At 70.7% G+C, this 16714-nt stretch carries 15 protein-coding genes; 10 read left to right on the forward strand and 5 right to left on the reverse strand.

The annotated features are described in order from the left end of the window. Window positions 1-297: 297 nt before the first annotated feature. Together ACY35P_RS01910 and ACY35P_RS01915 are read left to right on the forward strand one after the other, a co-directional pair. Complete coding sequence (locus tag ACY35P_RS01910; RefSeq protein ID WP_462114134.1) at window positions 298-771, forward strand: hypothetical protein; 474 nt, start codon at window positions 298-300, stop codon at window positions 769-771. Window positions 772-778: 7 nt separating this feature from the next. Beyond that, entirely contained in the window at window positions 779-1513 is a 735-nt protein-coding gene (locus ACY35P_RS01915; protein ID WP_462114135.1) for a pseudouridine synthase, read from the forward strand. 47 nt (window positions 1514-1560) lie between these two features. On the opposite strand, the gene ACY35P_RS01920 is transcribed toward ACY35P_RS01915, so the two are convergent. The 4 genes from ACY35P_RS01920 to tdh all read right to left on the reverse strand — a co-directional run bounded on the left by ACY35P_RS01920 (window position 1561) and on the right by tdh (window position 4726). Further along, entirely contained in the window at window positions 1561-1944 is a 384-nt protein-coding gene (locus tag ACY35P_RS01920) for an HNH endonuclease (RefSeq protein WP_462114136.1), read from the reverse strand. A gap of 250 nt (window positions 1945-2194) precedes the next feature. Further along, entirely contained in the window at window positions 2195-3388 is a 1194-nt protein-coding gene (kbl, locus tag ACY35P_RS01925) for a glycine C-acetyltransferase (RefSeq protein WP_462114137.1), read from the reverse strand. Window positions 3389-3414: 26 nt separating this feature from the next. After that, a complete protein-coding gene (locus ACY35P_RS01930; RefSeq protein ID WP_462114138.1) occupies window positions 3415-3693 on the reverse strand; it encodes a hypothetical protein in 279 nt (92 codons plus the stop codon). A gap of 10 nt (window positions 3694-3703) precedes the next feature. Further along, the gene (tdh, locus tag ACY35P_RS01935) at window positions 3704-4726 is read right to left on the reverse strand and encodes an L-threonine 3-dehydrogenase (RefSeq protein ID WP_462114253.1); all 1023 of its coding nucleotides are present in this window, start codon (window positions 4724-4726) and stop codon (window positions 3704-3706) included. Window positions 4727-4899: 173 nt separating this feature from the next. Here tdh and ACY35P_RS01940 point away from each other — a divergent pair, with 173 nt between their 5' ends. After that, window positions 4900-7047, forward strand: coding sequence for a S46 family peptidase (locus ACY35P_RS01940; protein ID WP_462114139.1), 2148 nt, complete (start codon window positions 4900-4902; stop codon window positions 7045-7047). A 103-nt stretch (window positions 7048-7150) separates the two neighbouring features. Beyond that, window positions 7151-9319, forward strand: a complete 2169-nt coding sequence (locus tag ACY35P_RS01945; protein WP_462114140.1) for a S46 family peptidase — start codon at window positions 7151-7153, stop codon at window positions 9317-9319. 57 nt (window positions 9320-9376) lie between these two features. Here ACY35P_RS01945 and ACY35P_RS01950 read toward each other — a convergent pair whose 3' ends face one another. Continuing rightward, window positions 9377-9775: a DUF3224 domain-containing protein gene (locus ACY35P_RS01950; RefSeq protein ID WP_462114141.1), complete on the reverse strand. Its 399-nt coding sequence runs from the start codon at window positions 9773-9775 to the stop codon at window positions 9377-9379. A gap of 256 nt (window positions 9776-10031) precedes the next feature. Here ACY35P_RS01950 and serA point away from each other — a divergent pair, with 256 nt between their 5' ends. From serA to purF, 6 genes are all read left to right on the forward strand, one after another. Continuing rightward, window positions 10032-11612, forward strand: coding sequence for a phosphoglycerate dehydrogenase (gene serA, locus ACY35P_RS01955; protein ID WP_462114142.1), 1581 nt, complete (start codon window positions 10032-10034; stop codon window positions 11610-11612). Window positions 11613-11615: 3 nt separating this feature from the next. Beyond that, complete coding sequence (locus ACY35P_RS01960) at window positions 11616-12257, forward strand: histidine phosphatase family protein (RefSeq protein WP_462114143.1); 642 nt, start codon at window positions 11616-11618, stop codon at window positions 12255-12257. A 96-nt stretch (window positions 12258-12353) separates the two neighbouring features. Next, the gene (gene folC / locus ACY35P_RS01965; RefSeq protein ID WP_462114144.1) at window positions 12354-13631 is read left to right on the forward strand and encodes a bifunctional tetrahydrofolate synthase/dihydrofolate synthase; all 1278 of its coding nucleotides are present in this window, start codon (window positions 12354-12356) and stop codon (window positions 13629-13631) included. A gap of 87 nt (window positions 13632-13718) precedes the next feature. After that, a complete protein-coding gene (locus tag ACY35P_RS01970; protein ID WP_462114145.1) occupies window positions 13719-14669 on the forward strand; it encodes an SPOR domain-containing protein in 951 nt (316 codons plus the stop codon). Window positions 14670-14672: 3 nt separating this feature from the next. Further along, on the forward strand, window positions 14673-15221 hold the full coding sequence (locus ACY35P_RS01975) for a CvpA family protein (protein WP_462114146.1): 549 nt from the start codon (window positions 14673-14675) through the stop codon (window positions 15219-15221). A gap of 22 nt (window positions 15222-15243) precedes the next feature. Continuing rightward, window positions 15244-16713 (forward strand): amidophosphoribosyltransferase, encoded by a 1470-nt coding sequence (purF, locus tag ACY35P_RS01980; protein ID WP_462114147.1) that lies wholly within the window; start codon window positions 15244-15246, stop codon window positions 16711-16713. The last annotated feature ends 1 nt before the right edge of the window (window position 16714 follow it).

Below are 16714 nucleotides of genomic sequence, written 5' to 3' on the forward strand. Positions count from 1 at the left end.
GCCGGCCCGAACGGTTACGGCGAGAGCCGCCCGCTCGAGAACACCCCGCAGACCCTGCCGGAGTGCAAGAGCGAGCGTAACCGTCGCACCGAGCTGAACGTGCAGAACGGCCAGTAAGGCCTCTGCAGCGGTAACGGAAGCCCGGCCTCGGCCGGGCTTCTTTTTTGGCCAATCCAGACGCGTGCGGCGCGGTCCAGGCGACCGGTCGCAGCCGCCGGACATCACGATCCGCGCACGCTCTGCTTCACCCGTGCGTCGTATGCTGTGCCGCCGCCCGCCCCGCTGCCGGAGTCCGCCATGCGCCGCCTCGTCCTGTCGTCCCTGATGCTCGTCGCCCCGATCGCCTGGGCGCAGGATGCCTGCACCGCGCTCGCGCGCACGCCCTCGATGCCCGCGGCCGGATCCGCGCTGGCGCCCGAGCTGGTCGCGCCGGCGCCGATGCTGGGCGCGCCCAGCGGCGTGCTCGCGCAGGCGTTCGACCAGACGCAGACGCTCGATTCCGTGTTGCTTCGCCTGCGCATCGAGAAGTGCCGCGCGATGGCGATGTCGACCAAGCCCGGCCAGTTCGTTCCGGGAGCGGATCCGGCGTCGTACAAGCCGCAGACCGCGTTCGACAACACCCCGTGGCGGTTCGACATGAACCAGAACGGCAAGCGCATGACCGCCGATGAATTCGACGCGTGGATGAAGGCCAAGGGCGTTCGCGTGGCGAAGGGCGCGGCACCGGCCCCGGTCGCGCCTCCGCCGCCCGCGGAAGGCGAAGCCAAGTAATCCGCGGATGACAGGCGGGCCCGGCGCGCCGCGTCACGGTCTCGCCCGCGTGCTGTCCAAGCGTGGGCTCTGCTCGCGCACGCAGGCCGCCGAATGGATCCGCGCCGGCCGCGTCGCCGTCAACGGCCGCGTCGTTCGCGATCCCGAATTTCCCGTGCGCATGGAGGTCGACCGCGTTGACGTCCAGGGTGCGGACGAGGCGTCCGTGCCGCCGCTCTACGTCGCATTGAACAAGCCCCGCGGCCTGGTGACGACGACGCGCGACGAGCGCGGCCGCGACACCGTCTATCGCTGTTTCGACGGCAGCGGCCTGTCGTGGATCGCACCCGTCGGCCGGCTCGACAAGGCGAGCGAGGGCCTGCTGCTGTTCTCGAACGATCCGGCGTGGGCCGCGTCCATCACCGACCCCGTCCACGGGCTGCGCAAGACCTATCACGTGCAGGTCGACCGCCTTCCGGACGAGGCGCTCGTGTCGGCGCTCGTCTCTGGCATCGATGACGCAGGCGAACGCCTCGCCGCGGTGAGCGCGACGCTGCTGCGCCAGGGCCAGCGCAATGCGTGGCTGGAGATCGTCCTCGACGAGGGGCGCAACCGGCACATCCGCCGGTTGCTCGAGGCGCACGGCACGGGCGTACTGCGACTGGTGCGCGTCGCCATCGGACCGGTGACCCTGGGCACGCTGGCGAAGGGCGCCTGGCGGAGGCTCGAGCCGTCGGAAATCGCAGGCCTCTCGACATCCTGAGACAAGACAGGCCGGAGCCGCACGGCATCCGGACGGCGCGAAGTGGTCTACGACGTCGCGTCGCGCCAGCGGGCGAGGCGGCGGGCCAGAAGCGTTTCGACGACCTCGAAGGCCCGGGCGTCCGATGGGCCGCGTGCATCGGGACCCTTGCCCTTGTCCTGGTTGCAGCGCGCGCAGGCGACCGCGAGGTTGCGGGCATCGTCCGGCGCATCCGCGACGCGCGCCGTCATCGCGGATGCGGCGCGCTTGCCGAACCAGGCGCGAGGCACGACGTGCTCGAGCGAAGCAGAACCTTCGGGCGTGCCGTCGGTACGGACCTGCAACCGCGTACGGCAGTGGAGGCAGCGGGTCGTCCAGCGGTCGCCGTCGCAGTGCGCCTCTGCGTCGGTGCTCACGGCCAGAAGAAACAGCCGACGCAGGGCAGGGCGCATCGGCGTCGCGCTCCTTAGACGGCCGGAGCGCCGAAAGGGCCGGGTAGAGCGCGATGCCGACGCGCGGACACGATCCGCCCCGTCGGACGCTGTGATGCCCGCTGCGGACCTTCAATCGAACGATCACGCCGGACGCTCGACGGCGCCCTGCACGGCGAATCGGTCGCGCGACGGGGCACCGTCATCGTCCTCCGCATTCGCCCGGAGCGCCGCGATGCCCCCGTGCAGAAGCCCGGTGCGCGGCCGGCCATTAGGCCTCGAGTACGCCCAGTTCGCGGCCGATGCGGGTGAAGGCGTCGATCGCGCGGTCGAGGTGCGCGCGCGTGTGCGCCGCCGAGATCTGCGTGCGGATGCGCGCCTGGCCCTTCGGCACTACCGGGAAGAAGAAGCCGATCGCGTAGATGCCTTCCTCGAGCAGGCGCTGCGCGAACTTCTGCGCGAGCGGCGCGTCGTAGAGCATGACCGGGCTGATCGGGTGCACGCCGGGCTTGATGTCGAAGCCGATCGACGTCATGCGCTCGCGGAAGTAGCGCGTGTTCTCCTGCAGCTGCGTGCGCAGGTCGCCGGCCTCGGACAGCATCTCGAACGCCTTGATGCCCGCCGCCACGACGTGCGGCGGGAGCGAGTTGGAGAACAGGTACGGTCGCGACCGCTGGCGCAACAGCTCGATCACCTCGCGCTTCGCCGTCGTGAAGCCGCCGAGCGCGCCGCCCATCGCCTTGCCGAGCGTGCCGGTGAAGATGTCGATCTTCTCCATGACGCCCTTCACTTCCGCGGAGCCGCGGCCGGTCGCGCCGAGGAAACCCGTCGCATGGCATTCGTCGATGTGCACGAGGGCGCCGTACTTTTCGGCGAGCGCGGTGATCTCGTCGAGCGGCGCGATGAAGCCGTCCATCGAGAAGACACCGTCGGTCGTGACTATGATCGTGCGGGCGCCGTCCGCCTTCGCCTGCTGCAACTGCTTCTCGAGGTCGGCCATATCGCAGTTGGCGTAGCGGTAGCGCTTGGCCTTGCACAGGCGCACGCCGTCGATGATCGAGGCATGGTTGAGCGCGTCGGAGATGATCGCGTCGTTCTCGTCGAGCAGCGGCTCGAAGAGGCCGCCGTTCGCGTCGAAGCAGGCGGCGTAGAGGATGGTGTCCTCCGTGCCGAAGAAGTCGGCAATCGTCTTCTCCAGCTGCTTGTGGAGGTCCTGCGTGCCGCAGATGAAGCGCACGCTCGCCATGCCGAAGCCGTGGGTGTCGAGCGCCTTCTTGGCTTCGGCGATGATCGCCGGATGGTCGGCGAGCCCGAGGTAGTTGTTGGCGCAGAAGTTGAGGACGGTGCGGCCGTCCTCGAGCTGGATCTCGGCGGCCTGCGGCGAGGTGATGATGCGCTCGGCCTTGAACAGGCCCGCGTCGCGGATCTCGTCGAGGGTGGTCTCAAATCGTTCGGTGAGTGACATGCGGGTCCTGCCCTCGGGCAATGGGATCAGTCGGAGCTGGAACTGTCGGAGCTGGAACTGTCGCTGCTGTCGCAGGTGTCCCATGACGATGCGTCGGCAGCGTCGCTGCAGTTGTCGGACGCGGACGCACGATCGTCATCCGCAGTCGTAGCGTAGGAGGCGTCGTAGCTGCCCATCGGCGCGGTGCTGTCGTAGCCGCCCGTGTCGCCGGCGCTGCGCAGTCCGTCGGCCGTGGTCTTCGCCCTGCGCAGGGCGAACGCGCCGATCGCGAGCGCCACCACAACGAGGATCAGTCCGACGTCCATCGTCGAGGCCTTAGTTCCAGCTCAGGACGATCTTGCCGCTCTTGCCGGCTTCCATCAGGTCGAAACCCTTCTGGAAATCGTCGATGGGCATCTGGTGCGTGAGCACCTTTCCGAGCGGGAAGCCCGACAGCACGAGCTGCGTCATCTTGTACCAGGTCTCGTACATGCGACGGCCGTAGATGCCGTGGAGCGTGAGGCCCTTGAAGATGATCTTGTCCCAGTCGGCGCCCGCGCCCTTGGGCATGATGCCGAGCATCGCGATCTTGCCGCCGTTGTACATGCAGTCGAGCATGTCGTTGAACGCGCGCGGGTTGCCGCTCATCTCGAGCCCCACGTCGAAGCCCTCCATGTGGAGGTCCTTCATCACGTCCTTGAGCGAGGTGTTCGCCACGTTGACCACGCGCGTCGCACCCATGTCGGCGGCGAGCTTCAGGCGGTAGTCGTTGACGTCCGTCACCACCACGTTGCGCGCGCCGATGTGCTTGCAGATGCCGGCGGCGATGATGCCGATCGGGCCGGCGCCGGTGATCAGCACGTCCTCGCCGACCACGTCGAATTCGAGTGCGCAGTGCGCGGCGTTTCCGTACGGGTCGAAGAACGCGGCGAGCTCGGACGGGATCTGGTCCGGGATCGGCCACAGGTTCGAGGCCGGCATGACGATGTACTCGGCGAACGCGCCGTTGCGGTTCACGCCGATGCCCACGGTGTTCGGGCACAGGTGCTGCTTGCCCGCGCGGCAGTTGCGGCAGTGCCCGCAGACGATGTGCCCTTCGGCCGAGACGCGCTGCCCGATCGAATAGCCGGTGACGCCGGTACCGAGCGCGGTGATGCGGCCCACGAACTCGTGGCCGATCACGAGGCCCGGCTTGATGGTGCGCTGGCTCCACTCGTCCCACAGGTAGATGTGCAGGTCGGTGCCGCAGATCGCCGTCTTCTCGAGCTTGATCAGGACTTCGTTCGGGCCGGGCACCGGCACCGGCACGTCCTCCATCCAGATGCCCTTGGCGGCTTCGCGCTTCACGAGGGCGCGCATCGTCTGCGCGGGCAGGGGAACGGTGACGGTCTCGGACATGCGGCAGGCCTGCGGTGCGTGGTGCGCGACGGAACGCGAATTATACGGACCGGTGGCTGAAGGCCCCGCCGGCATGGCGCCGTCGACGGGGCCTCGTATATCGTCGGCGGCCGCCTTCCGGGGAACGCCCGACCATGCGCCGCCGTCTGCTTGCCACCGCTCTCGCCCTGTCCATCGCCCCCGCTGCCGCGTCCGAGGGCATGTGGATGCCGTCCCAGCTGCCCGAGATCGCCGCCCAGCTCAAGGCCGCCGGCTTCGCGGGCGATCCCGCCGCCCTGGCCGACCTCACCCGACCGCCGTTGAGCGCGGTGGTGAAGGTCGGCGGCGCGACCGGCGCCTTCGTCTCGAAGGACGGCCTGGTGCTCACGAACCACCACGTCGCGTTCCCGGTGATCCAGTACAACAGCCGCGCGGACCGCGACCTCATCGCCAACGGCTACGTCGCGAAGACGCGCGCGGAGGAGCTGTCGGCCGCGCCGGACTACCGCGTGCTGGTGACGACCGGCTTCGATCGCATCACCGATCGCATCCTCGCGGGCGCGAAGGGCAAGTCCGGCCGCGCCTACTACGACGCGGTCGACGCCGCGACCAAGGCCGCCATCGCCGAGTGCGAGCGCGAGGCCGGGCTGCGCTGCAGCGTCGCCAACATGTATTACGGCACCGACTTCTACCTGATCCGCCAGCTCGAGCTGCGCGACGTGCGGCTGGTCTACGCGCCGCCGGACCAGATCGGCAACTACGGCGACGAGGTCGACAACTTCGTCTGGCCGCGCCATTCAGGCGATTTCACCGTGCTTCGCGCCTACGTCGGGCGCGACGGCAAGCCCGCCGACTTCAGCCCGGACAACGTCCCGTACACGCCGCCCGCGCACCTGCAGGTGTCGACGCGCAACGTGGGCGAGGGCGACTTCGCGATGCTCGCGGGCTACCCGGGCGTGACCTTCCGCCATCGCATGGCCAGCGAGTTCGTGCAGCAGATCGACTGGCAGCTGCCGACGCGCGTCGCGCTGAGCCAGGGGATGATCGACACGATCGAAAAGACGGCGACCGCGCCGGAATCGCGCGTGCTCTACGCCGCGCAGGTGCAGAGCCTGAAGAACACGCTCAAGCGGGCGCAGGGCGAGCTCGACGGCCTGCGCCGCAGCGATGCCGGCCGGGTCCGCGGCGACGACGAGACCGCCATGCTGGCCTGGCTCGCCAAGCAGCCGCAGGCCGCCGCGACCCGCAAAGATGTTGCCGCAGTGCAGCAAATCCTCGACCGCGCCGCCGCCGTGCGGGACCGTGACCAGCTGCTCGGCATGATCCGCAGCCAGACCCAGCTGCTGCGCGCCGCCCTCACCGTGCAACGCCTGGCACACGAGCGGGTCAAGCCCGACGCGCAACGCGAATCGGGGTACCAGCAGCGCGATGAAGCCCTGATCACCGGGCAGCTGAAGCAGGTGCAGCGCCGCTTCGACGCCGCGGTCGAGAAGGCGCTGCTGATGAACCTGCTCGCCCAGTACCAGGCGCTGCCGGCGGCGCAGCACGTCCCGGAGTTCGACGCCGTCTTCGGTCGCACGGCCGACGAGGCGCGCGCCAAGCTGGATGCGCTGTATGCGGGCACGAAGCTCGGCGACGAAACGGTGCGGCTGGCGGCGATGGCGCGCGATGCGGCGACGCTGAAGTCGGACCCGGATCCGCTGCTGCAGGCGGCGGCCACGCTGCTGCCGGCCGTGCTGCGGCTCGAGGACGAGTCCAAGGTGCGCGAGGGCGACCTGCTGCGGCTGCGGCCGTCGTATATGAAGGCGCTCGTCGCGTACCGGAAGTCGCAGGGCCGCGCGGTGTACCCCGATGCGAACTCCACGCTGCGGGTGAGCTACGGCAACCTGCGCGGCATGGACCCGCGCGACGGGGTGCACTACGTGCCGGTGACCACCGTGGCCGGCATCCTCGAAAAGCACACCGGCGTGAAGCCGTTCGACGCGCCGAAGCCGCTGCGCGACGCGATCGCGAAGAGCGACTTCGGCAGCACCGCCGAGCCGGCATTGAAGACGCAGACGGTCGACATCCTCACCGACCTCGACACCACCGGCGGCAACTCCGGCTCGCCCGTGCTCGATGCGGATGGCAAGCTCATCGCACTCAACTTCGACAGCAACTGGGAAGCGGTCAGCGCGAGCTGGATGTACGACCCGCGGTACAAGCGCGCGATCCACGTCGACATGCGCTACATGCGCTGGCTGATGGCGAAGGTCTACCCGGCGCCGCAGCTGCTCGCCGAGATGGGCCTGCCCGCCGAATGAACCGTGCAGCCGCGGGGCGCCGGCCGTGACGATCGTCATTCCCGGCGCCACGCGGACCGTCGCTAGACTCCCCGATCCCGCGTCACGCCTTCCGGAGACCCCCATGCGCCATCGCCGCCTCGCCGTCGCCACCCTCGTCGCGCTCGCGACCGCCTCCGCAGGCGCATTCGCCGCCGAAGGCATGTGGGTGCCCCAGCAGCTGCCCGACATCGCCGGGCCGCTGAAGAAGGCGGGGCTCAAGCTCAACGCGCGCCAGCTCGCCGACCTCACCGGCGACCCGATGGGCGCGGTGGTCTCGCTCGGCGGCTGCACGGCGAGCTTCGTTTCCCCGCAGGGCCTGGTGGTGACGAACCACCATTGCGCCTACGGCGCGATCCAGCTCAATTCGACGGCGCAGAAGAACCTCATCGAGACCGGCTTCAACGCGCCGACGACGAACGACGAGCTGTCCGCCGGACCGAACGCGCGGATCTACGCGCTCGAGTCGATCCTGGACGTCACCCGGCAGGTGCAGGCGGCCATCGCCGGCGCGCCCGACGCGCTGGGCCGCACGAAGGCGCTCGACGCGCTGGAGAAGAAGCTGGTCGCCGGTTGCGAGGCCACGCCGGGCTATCGCTGCCGCCTGTACAGCTTCGCCGGCGGCAACACGTACCGCCTGTTCAAGAACCTCGAGATCCGCGACGTGCGCCTGGCCTACGCGCCGCCGCGCAGCGTCGGCAACTACGGCGGCGAAGTCGACAACTGGATGTGGCCGCGCCACACCGGCGACTTCTCGTTCTACCGGGCCTACGTCGGCAAGGACGGTCGACCGGCCGCGTATTCGCCGGACAACGTGCCCTATCGCCCGAAGCACTTCCTGAAGATCGCCGACAAGCCGCTGGGCGAAGGCGATTTCGTGATGGTCGCGGGCTATCCGGGCAGCACGAGCCGATACGCGCTCGCCAGCGAATTCGAGGCGACCTCGGGCTGGACGTATCCGACGGTCGGCCAGCACTACAAGAACCTCGTCGCGATGGTCGAGGCCGCGGGCCGCCGCAACCCCGACATCGGCGTGAAGTACGCCGCGACGGTGCGCGGCTGGCAGAACGCGATGAAGAATTACGACGGCCAGCTGGAAGGCTTCCGTCGCATCGGCGCGGCGGGTCGCAAGAACGCGGAAGAGAAGGCGGTGCTGGCGTGGCTGCGCTCGCAGGGCGCGCGCGGGCAGGCGGGCCTCGCGGCGTACGAGCGCCTCGACCAGCTCGGCGACGAGGCACGGGCCCATCGTGAACGCGACCTCGTCTTCGGCCAGCTGCGCAGCACGGGCGTGCTCGGCGCGGCGATGCAGCTGTACCGCGCCTCGATCGAACGCACCAGGCCGGATGCCGAGCGCGAGTCCGGCTACCAGCAGCGCGACCTGCCGGCGCTCGAAGGCGCGATGCGACAGATGGAGCGTCGCTACCAGCCGCAGATGGATCGCGAGCTCATCGCCTACTGGCTGCGGGAGTACGCGAAGCTGCCGGCGAGCGAACGCATCGCTTCGCTCGACACCTGGCTCGGCGGCACCGATGCGAAGTCGATCGACCGCGCGCTCGATCGCCTCGCCAAGACGAAGCTCGGCGACACGGCCTCGCGCGTCGCGCTGTTGAACGCGGACCGCGCGACGCTCGAGTCGTCGAAGGATCCGGCCCTGCAGTTCGCGGTGGCGGTGATGCCGGACGTGCTGCGCCTCGAAGAGGATGCGAAGACGCGCGCCGGCGATGCACTCGTCGCGCGGCCGGTCGCGCTGCAGGCGATCGCGGACTACCGCAAGAGCCACGGCCAGGCCGTGTATCCGGATGCCAACTCGTCGCTGCGCATCACGTTCGGCAACGTGATGGGCTACACGAAGAGCGACGGCTCGAAGCAGCCGTCGTTCACCACGCTCGAGCAGGTCGCGCAGAAGGCGACGGGCAAGGATCCGTTCGATGCGCCGAAGGTGCAGCTCGATGCGATCGCCGCGAAGAACTACGGCGGCCTCGCCGACAAGCGTCTTGGCACCGTGCCGGTGAACTTCCTGTCCGACCTCGACATCACGGGTGGCAATTCGGGCTCGCCCGTGCTCGACGCGCAGGGCAAGCTGGTGGGCCTGGCCTTCGACGGCAACTGGGAGTCGGTGAGCAGCAACTGGATCTTCGATCCGGCGATGACGCGGATGATCTCGGTCGACCAGCGCTACATCCGCTGGATCATGCAGGAGGTCTATCCGGCGCCGCAGCTGCTGCAGGAGCTGGGCGTGCCCGAGCGTCGTTGATCGACGCACGGCGATGACGGAAAGGCCGGCGCGATGCCGGCCTTTTCCGTGGGGCGATCAGCCGGCGGGCAGCGTGTAGTCGAACGTGTAGAAGTGCGCGCCATCCGTGATGTCGATGCGCATCGTGCCGCGCAGGCCGAGGAGCTCGCCGTCGGCAGAGTCGGGCACCACCTCGAGCCGGAGCGACGGCATGCCGCGGTCCATCACGCCGAAATGCATCATCGAGAAGCGGCCGGCGCGGCCATCGAGCCGCGCATCCAGCCGCTCGACCGCGACATAGCCGGCCGAGCCCTCCACGCCGGTACCCACCGCCATCATGTGCACCACGCTCGTGGCTTCGAGCCGCCCTTCGAACGTCTTGTCGAAGCGCAGGTGCATGGCCTGCGCGCCGTCGCCGAGGTCGAGGGCGCCCTGCGGCGTGCGCTGGACGTGGAAGCGGCCTTGGACGATGGGCATCGCGAACTCCGGTGGTGGATGCCGCCATGATCGACGCCGCGCCGCCGGTCGGCCAGTGAATTCCGCCAACGCCGACGTCTGCTAGGCTCCGTGCGTCGCGGATTCCCATGCCAGCCGGCCCCGTCTCCCGACCCGCAGTAGCGCATGCCGCCGTGCATGCGTGTTCGACCGCATCAACCGTCGTGGCCCGAAGGGCCCGTGCGACGGCCGGCTGGCAGGGCATCCGCGCTTCCCTCACCAATGGAGCGCGACACCGATGCGAGTGCTGGCCTGCGATGGAATCCATGAAGACGGTCTCGACCTGTTCCGCCGTGCCGGCTGGGACGTCGAGGTCGCCCCCGAACCGATCAAGGACGCCGAGGTCCTCGCCGCCGCGCTCGCGGATGTCGACGCCGTGCTGGTGCGCTCGGCGACGAAGGTGCCGGCCGCCGCGCTGGCGAAGGCCACGCGATTGAAGGTGATCGGCCGCGCCGGCGCGGGCGTCGACACGATCGACGTCGACGCCGCCACCGAGCGCGGGATCGCCGTGATGAATGCGCCGGACGGCAACACGCTCGCCGCGGCCGAGCATGCGATCGCGCTGCTGTTCGCGCTCGCGCGGCACGTGCCGAAGGCCGACGCCGGCATGAAGGCGGGGCAGTGGCCGAAGGTGGGCCTGACGGGCTTCGAGCTGGAGGGCAAGCGGCTCGGCGTGATCGGCCTCGGCCGCATCGGCGGCACGGTCGCCCGCAAGGCGCAGGGCATCGGCATGGAGGTCGCGGCGTTCGATCCGTTCCTGCCTGCATCCGCGGCCGGCAAGGGCAGCGTGCCGCTGATGACGCTGGACGACCTGCTGGCCTGGGCCGACATCGTGACGCTGCACATTCCGCGCACGAAGGAGACGACGAACCTGCTGTCGGAAGCGCGCATGCGGGCGATGAAGCCGGGCGCGATGCTGATCAACGCGGCGCGTGGCGGGCTGGTCGACGAGGCCGCGCTGCTGCGCCTGCTCGACGAGGGCCACCTTGCCGGCGCCGCGCTCGATACGTTCGTCACCGAGCCGCTCGCGGCCGATTCGCCGCTGCGCGCGCATCCGAACCTCGTGCTCACGCCGCACCTCGGCGCGTCCACCAGCGAGGCGCAACAGGCGGTGAGCACCATCCTCGCGCGACAGATCATCGATTTCGTGGGCACCGGCGCCGTCGCCGGCTGCGTCAACCTGCCGCCGCTCACGGCCGAGGCCGCGCGCGAGGTCGGGCCGTGGATGCCGCTGATGACGGCGCTCGGTCGCGTCGCCTCGCGCCTCGTGCCCGCGCCGACGCGCCTGCACATCCGCTACGCCGGGCGCACCGACGGGCTGGACACGCGTCCACTCACGCGTCTGCTGGTGGCTTCGCTGCTCGGCGCCGCGTCGGGTCGTGTCACGCCGGTCAACGCGCTGCAGGAGGCCGTCGCGCGCGGGCTCGAAGTAGCGGAAACCATGGGCGGCGACGGCCTCGGCTTCGACCGCCTCGTGCGACTGACCGTGGAGGGCGAGGGCGCGAACGGCCGCGAGGTGAAGCGCGAGATAGACGCGACGCTGCATCGCGGCCCGCGCGTGGTCGCGCTGGACGGCGTCGAGATCGAATTCGATCCGCTCGCGCACGTGCTGCTGATGCGCAACGAGGACCGGCCGGGCATGGTCGGCACCGTGGGCTCCGCGCTCGGCAGCGCCGGCATCAACATCATCAACTTCGCACTCGGTGCGGCGGGCGACGGCTACGCACGCGCGGCGATCACGGTCGATCGTCCGCTCGACGAGGCGCAGGTGCAGCACCTGTGCGCGACGCCGGGTGTCTACTCGCTGCAGCAGGTCTGAGCCATGAGGATCCTGCTTGCCCGCCATGGGGAGACGCCGTGGAACGCCGAAGGCCGCTACCAGGGCCAGGAAGACATCGCGCTGTCGCCCGTCGGCGAGGCGCAGGCCGCGGCGCTGGGCGTGCGCCTGCGCGAGGTGCCCATCGCGCGTGCGGTCGCGTCGCCGCTCTCGCGCGCGCAGCGCACCGCGCAGATCGCACTCGGCGATCGCGCGTCGATGCTCGCCACCGATGCCGGCCTGATGGAGATCGCGCATGGCGATTGGGAAGGCCTGCTCGCGAGCGAGATCCGCGAGCGCGACGGCGAACGGCTCGCCGCCTGGCGGGATGCACCGGACACCGTGCAGATGCCCGGCGGCGAATCGCTGCAGGGCGTGCTCGATCGCGCTTGGCCCGCATTCGCGCGTGCCTGCGACGGACTCGGCGCGGACGAGACGCTGCTCGTGGTCGCGCACGATGCGGTGAACCGCGTGCTGCTGTGTCGGGTGCTCGGGCTGCCGTTGTCGCACCTGTGGCGGTTCCGGCAGGCGCCGACGACGCTCAACCTGCTCGAAGGCGATGCGGTCGACCGCCTCGACGTCGTGCGGCTCAACGACTGCAGCCACCACACCGCGCTGTTCGGCGAAGCGGTGCACCGGGCGCTGTAGGGCCTCGACCGGGCGGGACCTCGGCGTCCCGCCCGCTGCGCCATGCGGGCGAGACGCGGGTGCGACAATGCGCGCCCCTGCCGCCTGCGCGTCCCGATGTCCGCACTGCTCTCCGACTGGCTCGAGCGCCTCGAGCGCCAGCATCCGCGCTCGATCGACCTCGGGCTCGACCGCATTCGGACCGTGCACGCACGGCTCGGGCTGACGCGTCCCGCGCCGGTGGTCGTCACGGTCGGCGGCACCAACGGCAAGGGCTCGACCGTCGCGTTCGTCGAGGCGATCGCGCGTGCCCAGGGGCTGCGGGTCGGCGCGTACACGTCGCCGCACCTGCTTCGCTACAACGAGCGCATCCGCATCGACGGCCGCGACGCGGACGATGCCGGCATCGTCGCGGCGTTCGAGACGATCGAGGCCGCGCGCGGCGACGTCTCGCTCACCTATTTCGAGGTCGGTACGCTCGCCGCGCTGTGGCTGTTCGAACGCGCGGGCCTCGACGTTGCGATCCTGGAGGTCGGGCTCGGCGGTCGGCTCGACGCCACCAACCTCGTCGATCCCGACGTGGCGGTGATCACCACCGTCGACCTCGACCACATGGACTGGCTGGGGCCGGACGTGGAGTCGATCGGCTTCGAGAAGGCCGGCATCGCGCGCGCGTGGAGGCCGCTGGTGCTCGGCGATGCCGATCCCCCGTCGAGCGTGCTGCGCCATGCCTATGCGATCGGCGCGAAGGCGCTACGGATCGGCTGCGATTTCTTCGTCGACGCAGGTGACGATCGCTGGCAGTGGCGCGAGGTCGGCCATGCCGTCGACCTGCCGATGCCCGCGCTCGAGGCGCCGGCGCAACTGCGCAATGCCGCGGTCGCGATCGCGGCGCTGCGCGCGAGTCCGCTCGACATCGACGACGAGGCGCTGCGCCGGGGCATCGCCGAAGCGCGGCTGCCGGCGCGGCTGCAGCGGTTCGCGTGCGGCGGGGCGGAGATCGTGGTCGACGTCGGCCACAACCCGCAGGCGGCGCGCGAACTCGCGAAGTGGCTGGCGGCGCATCCGGTGGCGGGTCGTACGCAGGCGCTGTTCGCCGCGCTGGGCGACAAGGACGCCGCGGGGATCGTCGCGTCGCTCGAGGGCCGCGTCGATCGTTGGCACGTCGCCGGGCTGCCCGGCCACGGCCCGCGCGCTCTGCAAGTCGATGCGTTTGCCGACCGGCTCGGCGACACGGCCGCGGCCGGGGCCACCCGCTGGCCCGACGTGCCGGCCGCGCTCGCCGTGCTACGGCCGCAGCTCGCGTCGGGCGACCGCTTGCTCGTGTTCGGCTCGTTCCACACCGCCGCCGAGGCGCTCGGGGTGCTCGATGGCGCCGGCCGGAGCGGCACCTGAACGACTGCGCCGCGCGCCGGGGCGCGGCGGGGCGACGCGTATAATTCGCCCCGACACGGCGGGCGGCTCCCGCCTCGTGCGGACGCGATGGAACCTGCCCTGAAACAGCGGCTGCTCGGCGCGGCGGTACTGGTCGCGCTCGCGGTGGTCTTCCTGCCCCTGCTCGTCATGGACCCGGCGCCCGACAGCGGCGCCTCGCGCGTTCCGCTCAAGGTGCCGCCGGCGCCCGAGGCCACCGGCGACACCCGGACGCTCGACCTGCCGCTGGCGCCCGTGCCGACCGGCGCTCCGGTACTCGACGGGCCCGCGAGCGCACCGACCGAACCGGCCGACGTGCCGCCGGGCCCGACGGTCGCCGCAGGCGACTACGCGGTGCACTTCGGCAGCTATGCGACCACCGCCGATGCTGCGCGCGTCGTCGCCGCGCTCGCCGCCGCGCGCCTGCCGGCCTACCAGGAGCCCGCCCCGCTCGGTGCGCGTACCGTGCACCGCGTGCGGATCGGCCCGTTTCCGACCGCCGCCGACGCCGAGGCCGCGCGCCTCGCCGCCGCCCGCGTGCGGAGCGACGTGCAGGGCAAGGTGGTGGTCCTCGACGCTGGCGCGGCCGCGCCAGCGCGCACCACCGCCGCGCCGCCGGCCCCTGCAGTGGCCGTTACGCCACTGCCGGCCGCGGATGCGCCCGCCAAGACGCCCGCGAGCACGACGGTCACGGCAGGCACGGAGCGCCCCGCACCGGCCGCCAGCGCCCCGCCTGCGCCGCCTGTTCCCCCGCCTGCCGCCACACCACCGCCCGCCGCCTCGAGCGTCGGCTACGCGGTGCAGCTCGGTGCCTTCGCGAACCCGGACGAGGCCGCGCGCCTGCGCGATCGCGCGCGCGCCGCGGGGCTCGCCGCCTTCGTCGAACAGGTGCGCACCGACCGCGGCACGCTCAACCGCGTCCGCATCGGGCCCGCCGCCGACCGTGCCGCGGCCGATGCGCTGCGCGCGCAGGCCTCGGCGAAGCTCGGCGTGGACGGCATCGTGCGTCCGCATCCCTGACCGATGAGCCCGCTCGACTGGCTGCTGCTGGCGATCCTCGGCTTCTCGGCCCTGACCGGGCTGATGCGGGGTTTCGTCGGCGTGGCGGCCTCGCTGCTGGCCTGGCTGCTCGGCGGCACCGCGGCGCTCGTGCTCGGCGGCGGCGTCGCCCGCATCGTCGCGGACGGTCCCGATCCCACGCCGTTCCAGTTGCTGCTCGGCTATGCGCTGTGTTTCGTCGCCACGTCGCTGCTGGTCACGCTGCTCGCGTTCGTCGCGCGCCGGGCGCTGAAGGCAGCGGGCCTCGGCGGAATCGATCGCGCGCTCGGCCTCGCCCTCGGCGGCGTGCGCGGCATCGCGATGGCCTGTGCGGTGGTGCTGCTGCTGGGCTTCACCTCGCTGCCGCGGCAGGCGCCGTGGCAGGCGTCGGCACTGGTGCCGCTGTTCAAGCCCGGTGCGGCCTGGCTCGCCACGTGGCTGCCGGACTGGGCGCGAGCGCGCCTCGACCTCGACGGGCTCACGCCCGCTCGCAATCCGTCCGAACCGTCCCCATCTCCAGGCCTTCCCGCCTGATCCCCCTGCAGGACACCGAACCATGTGCGGCATCATCGGAATCGTCGGACAGTCCGACGTCGCGGCCCAGCTCTACGACGGCTTGACCGTGCTCCAGCATCGCGGGCAGGACGCGGCCGGCATCGCCACCGCGAGCGGCTCGAAGATTCGCGTGCACAAGGGCAACGGGCTCGTCAGCGATGTCTTCGACGAGGCCTCGATGCAACTGCTGCAGGGCAACTTCGGCATCGGCCACTGCCGCTATCCCACCGCGGGCAGCGCGGGCTGCGACGAGGCCCAGCCGTTCTACGTCAACTCGCCTTACGGCATCGCCCTCGCGCACAACGGCAACCTGATCAACACCGACGCGCTGCGCCGCGAGGTGTTCGAGCAGGACAAGCGCAACGTCAACACCGAGTCCGACTCGGAGGTGCTGCTCAACGTCTTCGCGCACGAGCTCGACGTGCAGGCCGAGCTCTCGCCCGACGCCGTGTTCCGCGCGATCGAGGGCGTGCACCGCCGCAGCGTGGGCGGCTATGCCGTCGTGATCGCCGTGCTCGGGCTCGGCCTCGTGGCCTTCCGCGACCAGAACGGCGTGCGCCCGCTGGTGATGGGCAAGCGCAGCCGCGACGGGCGCGACGAGTACGCGATCGCTTCCGAGTCGGTCGCGCTCGACCTGCTCGGCTACGAGCGCCTGCGCGACGTGAAGCCGGGCGAGGGCATCGTGATCACGCAGGACGGCACGATGCATGCGCGGCAGTGCGCCGAGGCGAAGTCGGTCACGCCGTGCATCTTCGAATACGTCTATTTCGCCCGCCCGGACTCGATGATGGACGACGTCTCGGTGCACAAGGCGCGCATGCGCATGGGCCAGAAGCTGGGCGAGAAGATCCTGCGCCTGCGGCCGGACCACGACATCGACGTCGTCATCCCGATCCCCGACACCTCGCGCGACGCCGCGCTGGAAATCGCCAACGTGCTCGGCGTGAAGTACCGCGAGGGCTTCATCAAGAACCGGTACGTCGGCCGCACGTTCATCATGCCGGGGCAGGGTGACCGGGTGAAATCCGTGCGCCGCAAGCTCAATCCCATCCCGCTCGAATTCCGCAACCGCAACGTGCTGCTGGTGGACGATTCGATCGTGCGCGGCACCACCTCGAAGCAGATCGTGCAGATGGCGCGCGAGGCTGGTGCCGCGAAGGTCTACCTGGCGTCGGCCGCGCCCGCGGTGCGGCATCCGAACATCTACGGCATCGACATGCCCTCGGCGGAAGAGCTGGTGGCGCACGGGCGCACGGACGACGAGGTGCAGGACCTGCTCGGCTGCGACTGGCTGATCTACCAGGACCTCAAGGACCTGGAAGAGGCGGTGTCCGGCCCGAAGAACCGCATCGAGAAGTTCGACTCGTCGTGCTTCTCGGGCGAATACGTCACCGGCGTCGAGCCGGGCTATTTCGACCGCATCAAGCAGCTGCGCTCCGACGCGGCCAAGCAGGCGCGGAAGGCGGGCTGAC

The sequence above is a fragment of the Lysobacter xanthus genome (genome assembly GCF_047159895.1).